The organism is Bradyrhizobium sp. S3.7.6 (assembly GCF_054061875.1).
Genome location: NZ_JBSSEQ010000001.1, coordinates 2,029,410 through 2,044,957, shown reverse-complemented (window position 1 = coordinate 2,044,957; position 15,548 = coordinate 2,029,410). Strand labels below are relative to the sequence as shown.

Annotated in this window: 13 protein-coding genes; 9 read left to right on the top strand and 4 right to left on the bottom strand. The window is 62.3% G+C overall.

The window, feature by feature from the left end:
* Positions 1-79 precede the first annotated feature (79 nt).
* Positions 80-679 carry a DUF1036 domain-containing protein gene (locus ACVJ5M_RS09670; RefSeq protein ID WP_063981107.1) on the top strand — a complete coding sequence of 200 codons (600 nt, stop codon included), beginning with the start codon at positions 80-82 and terminating at the stop codon, positions 677-679.
* On the top strand, positions 676-2,112 hold the full coding sequence (gene pyk / locus ACVJ5M_RS09665) for a pyruvate kinase (protein WP_063981106.1): 1,437 nt from the start codon (positions 676-678) through the stop codon (positions 2,110-2,112). The genes ACVJ5M_RS09670 and pyk overlap by 4 nt, the downstream gene beginning before the upstream one ends.
* 151 nt (positions 2,113-2,263) lie before the next feature.
* On the opposite strand, the gene ACVJ5M_RS09660 is transcribed toward pyk, so the two are convergent.
* Complete coding sequence (locus tag ACVJ5M_RS09660; RefSeq protein WP_063981105.1) at positions 2,264-2,944, bottom strand: TetR family transcriptional regulator; 681 nt, start codon at positions 2,942-2,944, stop codon at positions 2,264-2,266.
* Between the two features lie 450 nt (positions 2,945-3,394).
* The gene (locus ACVJ5M_RS09655) at positions 3,395-3,559 is read right to left on the bottom strand and encodes a Flp family type IVb pilin (RefSeq protein WP_014492421.1); all 165 of its coding nucleotides are present in this window, start codon (positions 3,557-3,559) and stop codon (positions 3,395-3,397) included.
* A gap of 399 nt (positions 3,560-3,958) precedes the next feature.
* On the opposite strand from ACVJ5M_RS09655, the gene ACVJ5M_RS09650 reads away from it, so the two are divergent.
* Together ACVJ5M_RS09650 and ACVJ5M_RS09645 are read left to right on the top strand one after the other, a co-directional pair.
* Complete coding sequence (locus ACVJ5M_RS09650) at positions 3,959-5,446, top strand: hypothetical protein (protein ID WP_063981104.1); 1,488 nt, start codon at positions 3,959-3,961, stop codon at positions 5,444-5,446.
* A gap of 238 nt (positions 5,447-5,684) precedes the next feature.
* Positions 5,685-5,963: a hypothetical protein gene (locus ACVJ5M_RS09645; protein ID WP_187387924.1), complete on the top strand. Its 279-nt coding sequence runs from the start codon at positions 5,685-5,687 to the stop codon at positions 5,961-5,963.
* A 254-nt stretch (positions 5,964-6,217) separates the two neighbouring features.
* Here ACVJ5M_RS09645 and ACVJ5M_RS09640 read toward each other — a convergent pair whose 3' ends face one another.
* Positions 6,218-6,667: a MaoC/PaaZ C-terminal domain-containing protein gene (locus ACVJ5M_RS09640; protein ID WP_063981102.1), complete on the bottom strand. Its 450-nt coding sequence runs from the start codon at positions 6,665-6,667 to the stop codon at positions 6,218-6,220.
* A gap of 367 nt (positions 6,668-7,034) precedes the next feature.
* On the opposite strand from ACVJ5M_RS09640, the gene ACVJ5M_RS09635 reads away from it, so the two are divergent.
* Together ACVJ5M_RS09635 and ACVJ5M_RS09630 are read left to right on the top strand one after the other, a co-directional pair.
* Complete coding sequence (locus tag ACVJ5M_RS09635; protein WP_354099855.1) at positions 7,035-9,521, top strand: arylsulfatase; 2,487 nt, start codon at positions 7,035-7,037, stop codon at positions 9,519-9,521.
* A gap of 255 nt (positions 9,522-9,776) precedes the next feature.
* Positions 9,777-11,570: an adenylate/guanylate cyclase domain-containing protein gene (locus tag ACVJ5M_RS09630; RefSeq protein ID WP_346283384.1), complete on the top strand. Its 1,794-nt coding sequence runs from the start codon at positions 9,777-9,779 to the stop codon at positions 11,568-11,570.
* A gap of 186 nt (positions 11,571-11,756) precedes the next feature.
* Here ACVJ5M_RS09630 and ACVJ5M_RS09625 read toward each other — a convergent pair whose 3' ends face one another.
* The gene (locus ACVJ5M_RS09625) at positions 11,757-12,674 is read right to left on the bottom strand and encodes an alpha/beta fold hydrolase (RefSeq protein ID WP_354099854.1); all 918 of its coding nucleotides are present in this window, start codon (positions 12,672-12,674) and stop codon (positions 11,757-11,759) included.
* Between the two features lie 232 nt (positions 12,675-12,906).
* Between ACVJ5M_RS09625 and ACVJ5M_RS09620 the strand changes: the two genes are divergently transcribed.
* The 3 genes from ACVJ5M_RS09620 (at position 12,907) to ACVJ5M_RS09610 (ending at position 15,481) form a co-directional block, all read left to right on the top strand.
* A complete protein-coding gene (locus ACVJ5M_RS09620; RefSeq protein WP_187388042.1) occupies positions 12,907-13,521 on the top strand; it encodes a TetR/AcrR family transcriptional regulator in 615 nt (204 codons plus the stop codon).
* Positions 13,522-13,607: 86 nt separating this feature from the next.
* Positions 13,608-14,468 carry a DMT family transporter gene (locus ACVJ5M_RS09615; protein ID WP_063981099.1) on the top strand — a complete coding sequence of 287 codons (861 nt, stop codon included), beginning with the start codon at positions 13,608-13,610 and terminating at the stop codon, positions 14,466-14,468.
* A gap of 143 nt (positions 14,469-14,611) precedes the next feature.
* Positions 14,612-15,481 (top strand): alpha/beta fold hydrolase, encoded by an 870-nt coding sequence (locus ACVJ5M_RS09610; protein WP_199877122.1) that lies wholly within the window; start codon positions 14,612-14,614, stop codon positions 15,479-15,481.
* Positions 15,482-15,548: the final 67 nt, after the last annotated feature.

The following is a 15,548-nucleotide window of genomic DNA, read 5'->3' as shown; positions in this document are numbered from 1 at the left end:
ACGGCGCCAGAGCCAACCCGAAGGCCGGTTCCCCGGCCCTACGCCAAATCGTCAATCATCTGGTATACGTTCCGCGACAATGATCGCCGAATCTCCCCGCGCCCCCCTTCGCCTGCTCGCCCGGTTGGTCCCGGTGCTGGTGGGTGGCCTGCTGTGCCTGTGGGCCAGCCCGGCCTCCGCCGACTTCCGGCTTTGCAACAACACCTCGAGCCGGGTCGGCATTGCGCTCGGCTACAAGGACGCCGAGGGCTGGACCACCGAGGGCTGGTGGAACATCTCGTCCCGCTCCTGCGAGACCCTGCTGCGGGGAACGCTGGTCGCGCGCTACTATTACATCTACGCGATCGACTACGACCGCGGCGGCGAATGGTCGGGCCAGGCCTTCATGTGCTCGCGCGACAAGGAATTCACCATCCGCGGCACCGAGGATTGCCTCGCGCGCGGCTACGACCGGACCGGCTATTTCGAGGTCGATACCGGCGAGCAGCGGGCTTGGACAGTGCAGCTGACCGACGCCAACGAGCAGCCGTCACAGCAGCAGCGCGTGCCCGGCCTGCCGGGCCCTGTCGGCCCGGGTGGCGGCGTTCCGGGTTTGCCCAATAGTCCGCCCGGTGGTACGCCCCCCGCCGCGCCTGGCCTTCCGCCAGCTCCCTCGCCACCGTCTGGAAATAAGCCATGAGGCGTCTTCGCCGTATCAAGATTCTCGCGACCCTGGGACCTGCCTCTTCGGACCTCGCGATGATCCGCCGCCTGTTCGAGGCCGGCGCCGATCTGTTCCGCATCAACATGAGCCACACCCCGCATGACAAGATGCGGGAGCTGGTCGCGACGATCCGCAACGTCGAGAGCAGTTATGGCCGGCCGATCGGCATCCTGGTCGATCTCCAGGGCCCGAAGCTCAGGCTCGGCGCCTTCGCGGAAGGCGCAGTCCAGCTCCAGAACGGCCAGATCTTCACGCTCGATTCCGACAAGACGCCGGGCGATGCCACGCGCGTCAATCTCCCGCATCCGGAGATCCTGGCTGCACTCAGGCCCGGCCATTCGCTGCTGCTCGACGACGGCAAGGTGCGCCTGATCGCGGAGGAGACCTCGAAAGAGCACGCGGTGACGCGTGTCGTGGTCGGCGGCCGGATGTCCGACCGCAAGGGCGTCAGCCTGCCCGACACCGATTTGCCGGTCTCCGCGATGACGCCGAAGGACCGCGCTGACCTCGAGGCCGCGCTGGTGACCGGCGTCGACTGGATCGCGCTGTCCTTCGTGCAGCGCGCCGACGACGTGATCGAGGCCAAGAAGATGATCCGCGGCCGCGCCGCTGTCATGGCCAAGATCGAGAAGCCGCAGGCGATCGACCGCCTCGCCGACATCATCGAGGCCTCCGACGCGCTGATGGTGGCGCGCGGCGATCTCGGCGTCGAGCTGCCGCTGGAACGCGTGCCGAGCCTGCAGAAGCAGATGACGCGCATGGCGCGCCGCGCCGGCAAGCCGGTGGTGATCGCGACCCAGATGCTGGAATCGATGATCCAGTCGCCGGTGCCGACCCGCGCCGAGGTCTCGGACGTCGCCACCGCCGTCTATGAAGGCGCCGACGCCATCATGCTGTCGGCGGAATCGGCGGCCGGCAAATTCCCGGTCGAGGCGGTCTCGACCATGAACCGCATCGGCGAAGAGGTCGAGCGCGACCCGATTTATCGTTCCGTGCTCACCGCGCAGCGCCCCGCGCCGGAATCCACCGCCGGCGACGCCATCGCGGACGCCGCCCGCCAGATCGCCGAGACGCTCGATCTGCCGGCGCTGATCTGCTGGACCAGCTCGGGCTCGACTGCAGTGCGCGTCGCGCGCGAGCGGCCGAAGCCGCCGATCGTGGCGATCACGCCCAACATCGCGGCCGGACGCCGGCTGGCGGTGGTCTGGGGCGTGCATTGTGTGGTGGCGGAAGACGCGCGCGACCAGGACGACATGGTGAGCCGCGCCGGCCAGATCGCCTTCCGCGACGGTTTTGTCCGCGCCGGCCAGCGCGTGATCATCGTCGCTGGCGTGCCGCTCGGCATCCCCGGCACCACCAACATGGTGCGCATCGCCTCGGTCGGCCCCGAGGGCGGCGCGGATATCTAGTCCGCGGGAGCCCGGCAAACAAAAAAAGACGAAAACAACCCCATGCACAGTAGCCGGCGTTGCCGGCGAAGGTGCTCGGGTTTTGTGGAAAGGCGCGCTCGGGCAATGACCTGAGCGGAATCGGGTCTCGGCCCCGGTCGCGACCTGCTCTTCAGGCCCCGACCAGCGCTTTCGCGGTCGGCAGCAGCGTCTGCTGCACCACCAGACCGCGGGCGCGGGCGTCCATCACGCCGACGGCGCGCAGGGCCAGCAGCGTCACGGTCTGCACCGCATCGCGCATCCTGGCGGGATCGTCGAGATTGTCGGGCGCGAGCGGCCCGACCAGGGCCTCATGCAGCGCCCCCAACAGCGCGGTGGCCGCCAGCGCGGTATCCTGCGCCGGCAAATGGCCGGCCCGCACGGCGGCGTCGATCCGCGCGGCCATCTCGCCGGCGATCTCGCGGCGGCTGGCGAGGCGGGACGCGCTGACATCGACGTCGACCGGCTCGGCCAGGATGCCCCAGGCCAACCTGCGCTGCGACAGCGTGTGGACCGCCACGGTGGTGACGGCCGCCGCCAGCGCCGAGGATGGGCCGGGCGCGGCATCGGCCGCCCGGCGGATCGCCGCGAGCTCGTCGCGCGACACCTCGGCAATCAATTCGGAGATCAGCTCGGACTTGGACGGGAAGTAGCGGTAGACCGTTCCGGCCGCGACACTGGCCCGGACCGCAACCGGCGCGATCTGCACCGCCGCCATCCCGCCTTCCGCCGCAGCTTCCCGCGCTGCAGCAAGAATCGCACTGCGCCTGGCCGCAAGGCGCTTCACCACTTGATGCGTTCGCCGATAAACCATGGCGCGCTTCCTGTCCCACACGCCAGCCGCACGCCCCGCGCGGCCGAACGCGTCGTCCCTGCAATAGATGCAAATCGTCCCGCAAGGACTGAACAACTATTCAAAGTGAATGACAAGATGCAAATGCGTAGAACGTCACGCCGGACGGACGGGAGCGCCAAGCCTGCTGACGCCGGCTGGAGGGCTTTGAAGAAGAACGTGCGGGGAAGCTTGCCTGCGGGCCCATCCTTCGAGACGCCCGCCTACGGCGGGCCCTCGGGATGAGGTCGCATTTCGCGGCAAGATATCAGACCCTCTTGGTGAGGAGCTCGCCAAAGCGGGCATCTCCGGACGATGCTCCGCATCGCCGGGCGAACCATGCAGGCCGAGCAGCCTCCGGCTCACTCCACCCCGCAAAAGAAAAGAGCCCCGTCCGGGACGGGGCTCTCGAAACTCTCAGATCGTCCGGTCTTACTTGAGGCTGGACGAGATCGAACCGAACTTGGTGTTCAGCGAGCTGCCGAGGTTGTTGACGACGGTGATGATCGCCAGCGCGATGCCGGCAGCGATCAGGCCGTATTCAATGGCGGTGGCGCCGGATTCGTCCTTCACGAAACGCGAAACGAGGTTCTTCATAGACTGCTCCCAAAGAGTACACGAGGCTTACAAATGGTCTGGTCTTCTCGGCTTCCCAGCGCCGCCCGACCATGGAACCGAACCTAGAGGCAAAGAATTGCGCCGCAGTTAATTCGACTGCGGAAACACGAAGCGGATTGCACGTATTCGACGATGGTAAAGGAGAATTGAAAACAATCCGTTAAATCGTAGCTATCCGCGGCGACGCCGCTGCGGCGCGATTTACCCGAAGTTATGACCGCGCATGGTCCAATGCCGCCCGCTCGGCCTGAAGCACGACGAGATGAATCGTTCATCGCGCTTCAGGTTATTGTTTGAGCATGATCTTCTCGGAAAACCGCTACACACTTTTCCGGATCATGCTCCGACCGACAAGAACAAGCAGGACGACGAGGCGGCATGTCCCTTTCCTTTGCCAACAGCATTGCGATGCAGAGCCGCGCGCGCGCACTGCTGCCGCTCTGCGTCGGTGCCGGCACCTATCTGTTCTTCCTCTTCGTCGGCGACACGCTGCTTCAGGACTCCGACTCGTTCTGGCAGATCAGGATCGGGCAATGGATCCTCGATCACGGTGCCCTGCCCTACACCGACTTCTATTCTTTCACGCGCCCAGGGGAATCCTGGATCTCGACGTCGTGGCTGTCACAGGTGCTGTTCGCCTTCTCCTACGCGCAATGGGGCTGGGCCGGACCCGTGATCCTCACCGCGACCGGGATGGCGCTCACCGCTGCGGTCTTCGTCTATCTCCTTGACGCGCAGATCGAGGCGCCGCGCGCGGTGCTGTTCGCGATGCTGGCGCTGCTGCTGTCGATCCATCACGTGCTGGCGCGTCCGCATATTCTGGCGCTGCCCGTCATGGTGGCGTGGGTCGGCCTGCTGATGGCGGCTGCCGACCGCCGAAGCGCGCCGTCCTGGACCTGGCTGCCGCTGATGGCGCTTTGGGCGAATTTGCATGGCGGCTTCGTGCTGGGCCTCGCGCTGATCGGCCCGATCTCGCTCGAAGCGGTCGAGCATGCCGAGAAGGGACAGCGGCTGAAGCTGTTCATGCGCTGGGTGCTGTTCGGCGTCGGCGCGCTGATCGCTGCCTGCTGCACGCCTTACGGCTGGCGGACGCTGATGGGCGCGACCAACATCCTCAGCCTCGGCGAATTGCTGTCACTGATCTTCGAATGGATGCCGGCGAACTTTGCCACCTTCACCGGGTTCGAAGGCGCACTGCTCGGCCTGATCGCGCTCGGCTATTATCGCGGCCTCGTGCTGTCGGCGCCGCGGATCTTCCTGATCCTGTTCCTGACCTGGACCGCGCTGACCCATGTCAGGAATATCGAGGCCTTCGCCTTCCTGGTGCCGCTGGTGCTGGCAAAGCCGCTCGGCGAGATGTTCCCGCGCCCGCCAGCGGACACCGCCGACGCAGACCGCTGGCCGGCCCGCTATGTCACCGCGCTCGGCGCGCTCATGATCGTGGCCGCGAGCTGGACCTCGACCTCGCTCTACATGGGACACCATCGCTTCACGTTCACGATGACGCAGACGCCGGTTGCGGCGGTCGACCTGCTCGAAAAACTCGGGGTGCAGCGCATCTTCAACGCCTATCAGTTCGGCGGCTATCTGATCTCGCGCGACGTCCCTGTGTACGTCGACGGCCGCGCCGAGCTCTATGGCGAAAAGTTCGTCATGGACTTCTTCAAGGCGACGGAAGGCAAGAAGCCCGAGCTGCTGCCGCGCCTGCTCGACCAGTACAAGATCGACGCGACGCTCCTGGTCGCCGATGCGCCGGGCCCGCAAATCCTCGATCAGCTCAAGGGCTGGAAGCGGATCTATACGGATGACATCGCGGTGATCCATGTGCGGGACAATGCGGACGGAGCGGCGCCGCCGTCGAAGTGAGGAAGCGACTTCCGGCGCGTCCTCTCAGATCCGACGTTCGCTTAAAGATGTGAAGCGGACCTAGGCACGCATTCCGGCCATTTCGCCGTTTGCCCCAAGGCGGTCGTCAAGCGGCAATGTCAGTTGCTGTTAATTCGACTTATGCGCCCGGAGTCAGCGTAGCAGCGATGACAAGGGCTCGCGCGGTTTTCGTATGGGCTTGAACCATCTGCCTCGTGTTAACGACCAAGAGCCAATCATGTTCGACGATCTGATGACCCTCCTGGTTATTCTGTCCTTCGGCTTTCCCGCCATGCCATGGTTTTTGGGTGCGCGATGGGGGTCGAGAGGAGTTTGGCTCAGTACAGGATTTGCCGTAGTCATCCTGTTATGTTTTTTTCCAATATTGTTCTGGGTTGCATGCGGTGCCTGTGGGCAGGGCGCGATAGCCATCTTTATGCTGGGGCCGATCTGGATTGCTTCGGCATTGCTTACGGTCACTTCGGCGGCGTTCGCTTACTACAAATTCGCGCGCTAATTTCCGCAAGACCGCGAAGGCGCTAGGGGGTAACGATACCGCCCACGCTGGGCATCGCAGATGAAGTGATTGAGTATGGCATCAGCGATGTCAGCTTGTGGCCCATCAGCGAAGTGGCGACACCTTTCATTGAGGCCCGCTTGGTGGGTAGAGCGGACTGACTTTGCTCACTCTGCGTTCTTCGCATTTTGACCCATAGCGGGCGTGAACATTTTGTGTTGGCAAGCGCCGCCAAGACGGACGATGGCTCCTTGCTATGGACCCGCTCGTCTCGCAACGAGAATATTGGCTATACACTGCAAGACGATTTCGTTTTGTTGATTGCGCACTCTGATTTGGTTGCGCACGATGCCTCGATCAGGTTTCGACTTAGACTCCCGCTTCTCCAGAACAATCATCTCAAGATCGAGTTCATCTCCTGGGCGTACCGGGTTCGGCAGCCTTAACTCATCCCAACCCATTCCGGCGAGGACATGGAGCCGAGGCTGGAGCTTCGGCGTGAGCGAGATGAAGATCGAAAACGTATGGGCGCTCGATGCGGTTAGTCCCCCAAAAATTGAACGTGCTGCTGCCTCCTCATCGAGGTGACGGGGCGCTGGATCATATTGCTTGGCGAACTGGACGATCTCTTCCTTCGAGACCAGATAAGGACCAGCCTTGCTAGTCATACCAATTTCGGCATCTTCAAAATACAGCTGGGTCATGGCTTCGTCCTCTGCGGATGAAGTAAATCAGGCACGGCTCAACGCGGCGGGATTATAACCCTTTTCAAGCATCAATTTCTGTTCTTGTCCGGCTAACCCACACGTCGTTCAGGCCAGTCGCACCAATTTCCAAGGCAGCCTTTCCCGGATGAGCAAACACCAAAGGTCATCATCCGAAAATCAGCTTATGGCCCATCAGCGAAATGGCGACACCTTTCATTGAGGTCCGCTTGGTGGAGTAGAGCGGACTGACTTTGCTCACTCTGCGTTCTTCGCATTTTGACCCATAGCGGTCTTCCATTGATCTAGATCAACGCGAGGTACATCCGGGAAGTTTGGTTCAATCGTCGAACAAGAGAGGACGCTTATGAGCGATCATCCAGAAGACGGTCCCCCGAACGAATCCTCCTCAAACGCATTCGAAAAAAATAGGCGCGGCAATGACGGCATGCAACGACGCGACCTTTTGTTGGGTGGTTCGTCGCTCGCTGCGATGACGGCTTTGGCGGCGACGGCGCCAGCGACCGCTCAAGTGCAACAGGCTGCACCGGCACCCGCAGCAGCACCCACATCGACGGGGCCGAAGCTTGGCGAGATCCTGCCGTTTCCGCAGCCGCCGCGTCCTGTCATCACCGAGCCGGATTGGCGCAAGGTGCCGCAGCCGAAGCCAGTCTCGATCCGGCCGCCGAAGGGCGCCCCCAACATCCTGGTCATTCTTCAAGACCAGACTTCCTATGCGGACCCATCGACCTTCGGCGGACCGATCAACTTCCCGACCATGGATCGTCTCGCCAAAGAGGGGCTGACCTACACGAACTTTCACGTCAACAGTCTGTGTTCGCCGAGCCGCACCGCGCTATTGACCGGACGCAATCAACATCAAAATAGCCAAGCCGCTGTAGTTGACGGTGCGACCTCATATCCCGGCGACACCGGCATGCGGCCAAAGAGCGTTGCGCCTATCGCTGAAATTCTTCGACAGTGGGGCTATTGCACGTCGATGTTCGGCAAAAGCCACGAGACGCCGCCGTGGGAAACCAGCATGAGCGGCCCGTTCGACCGCTGGCCAGCGCGACAGGGCTTTGAAAAATTCTATGGCTTCATCGGCGGCGAGAAGAACTTGTTCCGGCCCTACCTCGTGGATGGCACTACCGAACTCGGCGTGCCGCGCGACCCAAACTATCATTTCAACGTCGATATCACGGACAAGGCGATAGGCTGGATACGTGGTACGCGCTCGCTGACCCCGGATCGTCCGTTCTTTATGTATTACGCCACGGGCGGCGCGCATCCGCCTCACACGCCGCCGAAAGAATGGCTCGATGTCTACAAGGGGAAATTTGATCAGGGGTGGGACAAGCTACGCGGGGAAATTCTTGCGCGTCAGATAAAGATGGGCCTGATGCCTCCGGGCACCAAGATTGCTGAAAACCCTCCTGAAATTCCAAAATGGGACGCCCTTTCGGACGACGCGAAGAAGGTGCTGTCGCGGCAAATGGAAGTCTATGCAGGCTATGCCGAGCATACCGACCGCGAGATCGGGCGTTTGATCGACGCCATCGGGGATCTCGGCGAACTCGACAACACCATCGTGATCTATATCGCCGGCGACAATGGCGGCACCGCGATCGGTGGTCTAAACGGAACCTTCAACGAATGGTCCAACCTCAACGACGCACCCGAAGACATCCCGTATCTCAAGACCCGAATGGACGAGTATGGCGGACCGAACTCCTACCCTAACTATTCGGTGGCTTGGGCAATGGCCGGCTCCACGCCGGCAACCTGGTGCATCAATGCCTGTCAGGGCGGCGGCCAGAATCAGGGCATGGTCATTCGCTGGCCCGGCGGCATCAAATCGAAAGGGGAAATCCGCAGGCAGTATACCCACCTGATCGACGTCGGCCCCACCATCCTTGAAGCCGTCGGCATCCCCGAGCCAAAGATAGTCAACGGCGTCGAGCAGATTCCGATGGCCGGCACCAGCATGATCTACTCGTTCGACGATGCGGCGGCAAAGGATCGCCACACCGTCCAGTACAACGAGTGCAGCGGCAATCGCAGCATCTACAAGGACGGCTGGATGGCCTGCGTGATGCACCGCGCGCCATGGGAGAGCAGCCCCCGCGTCGATGACTACGCCAAGGACAAATGGGAGCTTTACAATGTGGCCGTGGACTTCGGACAGGCTACCGACCTCGCCGCGCAAAATCCCGCGAAGCTGAAAGAACTGCAGGACCTATTCCATCAGGAGGCGATCAAGTTCGGCGTTTATCCGATGGATGACCGCTCCTTCGCACGGCTGAATGCGACCAATGCCGGACGGCCCGACATTATGGCCGGCCGTACCGAGGTGACCTACTACGCCGGGATGACCGGCATGGCTGAAAATGTCTTCATCGACACGCTCAGCCGTTCCTATGTTGTCACCGCCGACCTGGTCATTCCCAAAGGCGGCGCCAACGGCGTCGTGGTCTCGCAGGGTGGCCTGTTCGGCGGCTGGAGTCTTTACGTCAAGGACGGAAGACCCAAGCTCGCCTACAACTGGCTGGCGCGGGAGAAATACTTCATCGAAGGCAAGGAGGCTCTACCGGAAGGCAAGGTCACGCTGGTCTATGATTTCACCTATGACGGCGGCGGCCTGCACAAGGGCGGCACCGGCGTGCTGTCGATCAACGGCAGGAAAGTCGGCGAAGGCCGCATCAATAAGACGCAGGGCGCGGTGTGGTCGCTGGCCGGTGAGACCGCCGACATCGGCGTGGATGCCTACTCCCCAGTGTGCGATGACTACGATCCTTGGGAAAACGCCTTCACCGGCACCATCAACACCGTGAAGATCAAACACAAGGCTTGAGCGCAAGACTTGGCCCTTCCCCGTTACGCGAGGAGGGCTCTCTTTGTGTCCCGCGCCAACACCAGTCCGCTCCTGGCCCATCAGCAAAGTGGCGACACCTTTCATTGAGGTCCGCTTGGTGGGGTGGAGCGAACTGACTTTGCCCGCTCTGCGTTCTTCGCATTTTGACCCTGACCTGACATTGACCCTAGCCCAAAAGGAACACCCTGTGCTTTGATACGTGGGACGGAATCTACCGATCTCGCGGGGGCCGTTTTGGCCAACAATTGCGTGGAACGGAGGCTTGCGGCGATTCTGGCGGCGGATGTTGCCGGATACAGCCGCATGATGGGTATGGACGAAGAAGACGTGCTGGCTCGCCTCAAGGCCGCCAGAAAGTCTCTTTTCGATCCCTCCATCGCCGCGCATCGCGGACGGATCGTCAAGACGACCGGCGACGGCATGCTGGTCGAGTTCGCCAGCGCCGTCGATGCAGCGCGATGCGCCATCGAGGTGCAGCGCGGCATGGTTGAGCGAAATGCCGCGGTGCCGCAGGCCAAGCGGATCGAATTTCGCGTCGGCATCCACGTCGGCGACATCATAATCGACGAAAATGATATCTTCGGGGACGGCGTCAATATCGCCGCCCGCCTTGAAGGCATCGCGGAACCCGGCGGCATCTGCATCTCCGAGGACACGCAACGTCAAATCCGCGGCAAGGTCGATATCGCCTTCGAGGACATGGGTCCGCAGAATCTGAAGAACATTGTTGAGCCGATGCGCGCGTGGCGATTGAGGATAAACGCGGACGGTTCTGCGGCAATCTCGAAAAGGTCGCCGGTCGAGACCACCCAGGCTCTGGCGCTGCCCGACAAGCCGTCCATCGCCGTGCTGCCGTTCCAGAACATGTCAGGCGATCCCGAACAGGAATACTTCGCGGACGGAATAGCGGAGGACATCATCACCGCGCTGTCCCGTTTCAAGGCGCTGTTCGTCATCGCCCGCAATTCGAGCTTCACATACAAGGGACGCGCTGTCGACATCAAGCAAGTGGGGCGCGAGCTTGGCGTGCGCTATGTGCTGGAAGGAAGCGTTCGCAAGGCGGCAAACCGGGTGCGCATCACGGGACAGCTCGTCGATACCCCTACGGGAGGACATCTCTGGGCAGACCGGTTTGACGGTGGACTCACCGACATCTTCGACCTGCAGGACCAGGTCACCGAGAGCATAGTCGGAGCGATCGCGCCGGCGGTTGAAAAAGCCGAGATCGAGCGCGCCAAACGCAAGCCTACCGAGAGTCTTGATGCCTATGATCACTACTTACGCGGTTTGGCCAGCTCTTATCAGTTTGCTAACCGGCAAGCGAACGAAGAGGCGTTACGCCTATTCAACAGGGCGATCAAGCTCGACCCAGGTTTTGCGTCAGCTTACGGTCGTGCCGCCCTTTGCTACACCTTTGCCAAGACCAATGGCTGGATTTCAGTCACACCGAGCGAGACTGCCAAAGTAGAAAAGCTCGTTCAGAGAGCGGTTGAGCTAGGAAAAGACGACGTGATCGCCCTCGCGGCGAGCGGATATGTATCAGCGTTTGTTTTACTCGATCTCGGGGGAGGCGCCGCCTTGATCGATCGCGCGCTCGTGTTCAATTCCAATTGGGCCGAGGCATGGTTTTGGAGTGGCTGGGTGAAGAACTGGCTAGGCGAGCCGGAAACGGCAATCGAGCGCTTCGCCCGTGCCATCCGCCTCAACCCGCTTGATCCGTTTATGAGCGGGGTACGAACTGGGACCTCGCATGCCCATTTCTTCCTGGGCCACTATGGCGACGCGGCATCGTGGGCTGCAATGGCGTTGCAGGACAATCCGGACTTTCAACCTGCGTTACGTATGGACGCCGCAAGCAAGGCAATGGCCGGACGACTGGAGCAGGCACAAAAGGCGGTGGCTCGGCTGCGGCAATTGAATCCTTCGGTGCGTGTCTCCAATCTCAAAAGCGTGCTCGGCCCCTATCGGCGTGCCGAAGATCTCGCTCGATACGAAGAAGGGTTGCGGCGAGCCGGGCTGCCCGAATGACCTCTACGGCCACGGTGCGGCAAGAGAGTGAGAGCCGCAACTTCCGCTCTCGGCCCATCAGCGAAATGGCGACACCTTTCATTGAGGTCCGCTTGGTGGAGTAGAGCGGACTGACTTTGCCCGCTCTGCGTTCTTCGCATTTTGGCCCGTAGCGGACATTCCCATCGGGACGATGGGAGACCGAAATCACGCCGTTGCTGCCAGATCGTTGGCAACGACTGCCAATATTTCGGCGGCGTGTGAACTCGCGATAAAGTGCCCGCCATCAGCGACTTCGTGCCATACCGCTCCAGGCATCCGCTCACCCAGCGGTTTGTTTACTGCGTAAGGCACAAACGTATCGGCGCTGCCTTGCCACAGATGAACCGGCCTATGGATCGCCGTGACGTCGAATGGCCACTGTTGATAGAGCATCTGCGCATCGGCCACGAGACCGTCAACGCCTTGCCGGAAACACTCGCGTCCAGACTCCACGATGGCACTCAGCACATCGTCATCAGCAAGCGCCGCGAGGTCAGCGGGGCAGCTCGCCTTCAGCAATGCCTTCTTGTACTGCTCCGGAAACCGCGTCGCAGCGAGATCGATCAGGTCATACATCAGCTGGAAACCCGGCCGGAAATGCAGTGCAAGGAACCCGCCTATGGCGTCGGTCGAGGACAGATCCTTCGCTGCCCAATTCGTACCGAATGCGCCGTAGGATCCGGGAGCGATGCTGGTCACGTGTACCAGCTTCGCGGGATCAAGGTACGCCGCTGCCGCGAGCGCCCAAGGACCACCCTCAGACCAGCCTGTGACCGCAAAGCGATCGGTCTCAAAAGCGTTGGCAATCGCTTCCAGGTCTGCGGCCCAGCCTGCGAAGGTGCGACCGTGTTGAGGATCTGATTTGCCTTGGCCTGGACGGTCCACGCACACAAATCTCAAACCAACTTTGAGCGCGTGAGACGCAAAAACCTTGGCTTCGAGCCGGCTCGATGGTCCGCCATGATTGTGAAGTACGAGCGGACCGTTCGGATCGCCGACCTGAAGGTAAGCCAGTGATCGACCGCCGATCTGGACTGCACCTTCGCTAGGACACGCAGCGTTGCTTGAATTTCTCAAATGCATGCCCTCCGTCGGGCCTCGATGACTCGTCGATCTCGCGGAGCCTTTGTCTCAGCCAACCAACTCTTTTTGGAATTTCTCGATCGTAGGCTGCAACAACGGCCGCCATGGTCACACGGCTGTCGGATGTCTGCAACTGGCCCATAGCAGCCATTTCCGCGTTCAAAGCTGACATCGGCTTTCGCCCCGAAACGGGCACTTGCGATTTAAAGACCAATCGGTCTATATGTCGATGATGAGCCGCCCAACCCCAGTGCAGTCGCCCCGTGGCCGCCCCCGAAGCTTCGACGTGGATGCCGCGGTCGAACGCGCGATGGGGGTGTTCTGGTCGCGCGGCTATCACGCCACGGCGCTGCCGGACCTGCTTCGGGCCACGAAACTCTCGCGTGGCAGCCTTTACGCCGCGTTCGGCGACAAGCACTCGCTCTTCCTGCGCGCACTCGATCGCTACATTGCCGATGCCGTGACGCGGATGGATGTCGAACTCGCCCCCCGCAGGGAGCCGGTCGACGCCCTGCGGGCCTATCTTGCCGGCTATGTCGATCGCACCAGCGGTGCCAACGGCCGGCGCGGCTGCCTGCTGGTGGCCACGGCCATGGAGCTGGCCGGCCAGGATGCCGCGATTGGTCGTCGCGTAGCGGGCTTCTTCAGGGCCATGGAGGCCCGCCTGGCCGATGCCCTGTCCCGCGCGAAGGTGGCGGGCAAGCTGGCCGACGGTGTCGATCCCGCGAGTGCCGCCAAAATTCTGGTCTGTTTCGTCGAGGGCCTGCGCGTGGTCGGCAAGACGGCGCCGGCGCGGGCCACATCGCAAGCCACCGCTGACGCTTTGCTCGACCGGTTCGTCAGGTAGCAACCCAATCAGGTCAACTACCCCCGGACGCCTCCGCACCTGGCGCGTCAATATATGGACCGATCGGTCGTGAAAGGAAGGATGCCATGTCTGCCATCCAGATCGTCTGCGCGGTAGCCGTTCCCCTGCTCTGGGGTTATCAGTTCGTGGCCATCAAGGTGGGCGTCGCGGAGTTTCCGCCGCTGTTCTTCCTCGCGCTGCGCTTCCTGGCCATCGCGCTGCTGCTCGTTCCGTTCGTGAAGAGGCCCACGCGCGCGCAGCTCGGCCCTGTCGCAGCCATTTCGATCTTCCTGGGCGGTCTGAACTTCGGGCTGTTCTATGTCGGCCTCGGGCTCGGCTCGGGAAGCATGTCGGCCGTCGCGTATCAACTCGCCACGCCCTTCACCGTCCTGCTGGCCTGGCCGTTGCTCGCCGAGCGGCCGTCTCTCTCCACGACCGCCGGAGTGCTGCTCGCATTCGCCGGCGTTGTCGTGCTGGCAGCGGAGCCTGGCCTGTCGGCCAACGGGCTTCCGCTGCTGCTAGTGGTCGGGGCGGCCTTCGCATTCGCGGTGTCCAACGTCCTGACGAAACGCTACGGCCCTTTCGATCCCCTGATGTTGATGGGGTGGTCGTCGCTGTTCACAGTGCCGCAGGTCATGTTGATGTCGCTGCTGCTCGAATACGGACAACTGGCGAGCCTCGTCACGGCGGATGGACGCGGCTGGCTGGCGCTCGCCTACACGATTTTCATCGGCGGAATTGTCGGGTTCGGCCTCTGGTTCTGGCTGATCGCCCGCTGCTCCATGGGCCGCGTCGCGCCCTTCGGCCTGCTGCTTCCGGTGTTCGCCTTGACGTCGAGCGTGCTGTTCCTTGGCGAGCGCATGACCCCGAAGTTGATCGCCGGCGGGCTGCTCGCGATCGCAGGCGTGGCGATGACACAGGTCAGACCGAGCGCGCGACCCAGTTGAGCCCGGATGTTGCGTTGTGGGATCGATGTCGTCTGCCCGGCAATGGAGATCACGAGGCTTCACGTCTCGGTGGTGGACCGTGTTGCGACGTGACGCGCCCAACTTGTCGTGCGCAAATATCCGATCGAACAGGAGGGCGTATCATGATGTTTCGCAATCTTCTCGCCGCGCTTCTCGTCACGATCGCGATCAGCGCGGCACATGCGGCACCGCAATGGCTGAACCTGCCGCCGACGCCGACACTGCCCAGGGCGACGCAGAGCGGCTTCGCGCCCGTCAACGGCATCAAGGTCTGGTACGCAATTTTCGGCCGCGGCGAGCCTGTCATCCTGCTGCATGGCGGCCTCGCCAACGCCAACTATTGGGGCCGCCAGGTCCGCGCGCTGCAACGGCACTATCAGGTCATCGTCATGGACAGCCGCGGGCATGGGCGCAGCAGCCGCAATCAGGAGCCCTATGGCTACGATCTGATGGCCTCGGACGTGGTCGCCCTGCTCGATCACCTGAAGATCAGGAAAGCTGCGATCGTCGGCTGGAGCGACGGCGCGATCATCGGCCTCGACATCGCGATGAAGCACCCGGAACGGGTGAGCAAGCTGTTCGCCTTCGCGGCGAATTCGGATCCGTCAGGCGTTGCGGACATTGCGTCGAGCGACGTCTTCAACGCCTACATCGCGAGAGCTGGCGAGGAGTACAAGCGCCTGTCGCCGACCCCGACCGAGTACAAGGGCTTCGTCGCGGAGATTACCAAAATGTGGGAGAGCCAGCCGAAATGGACGGCGTCGGATCTCGCGACGATCAAGGTCCCGACCTGGATCGTGGACGGCGACCACGACGAGGCGATCAAGCGCGAGAACACCGAATTCATGGCGGCGAACATTCCGGGCGCCGGACTGCTGATCCAGCCGGAGGTCAGTCACTTCTCGTTCCTGCAGGATCCCGAGCAGTTCAGCGACGACGTGCTGCATTTTCTGGAACGTGGCGGTGAGTGGCCCGGAGCGGCAGCGAAGTGAGATATCGTAGGGTGGGCAAAGCGAAGCGTGCCCACCGCGTCTATCGCAATTGCCGAGAGATGGTGGG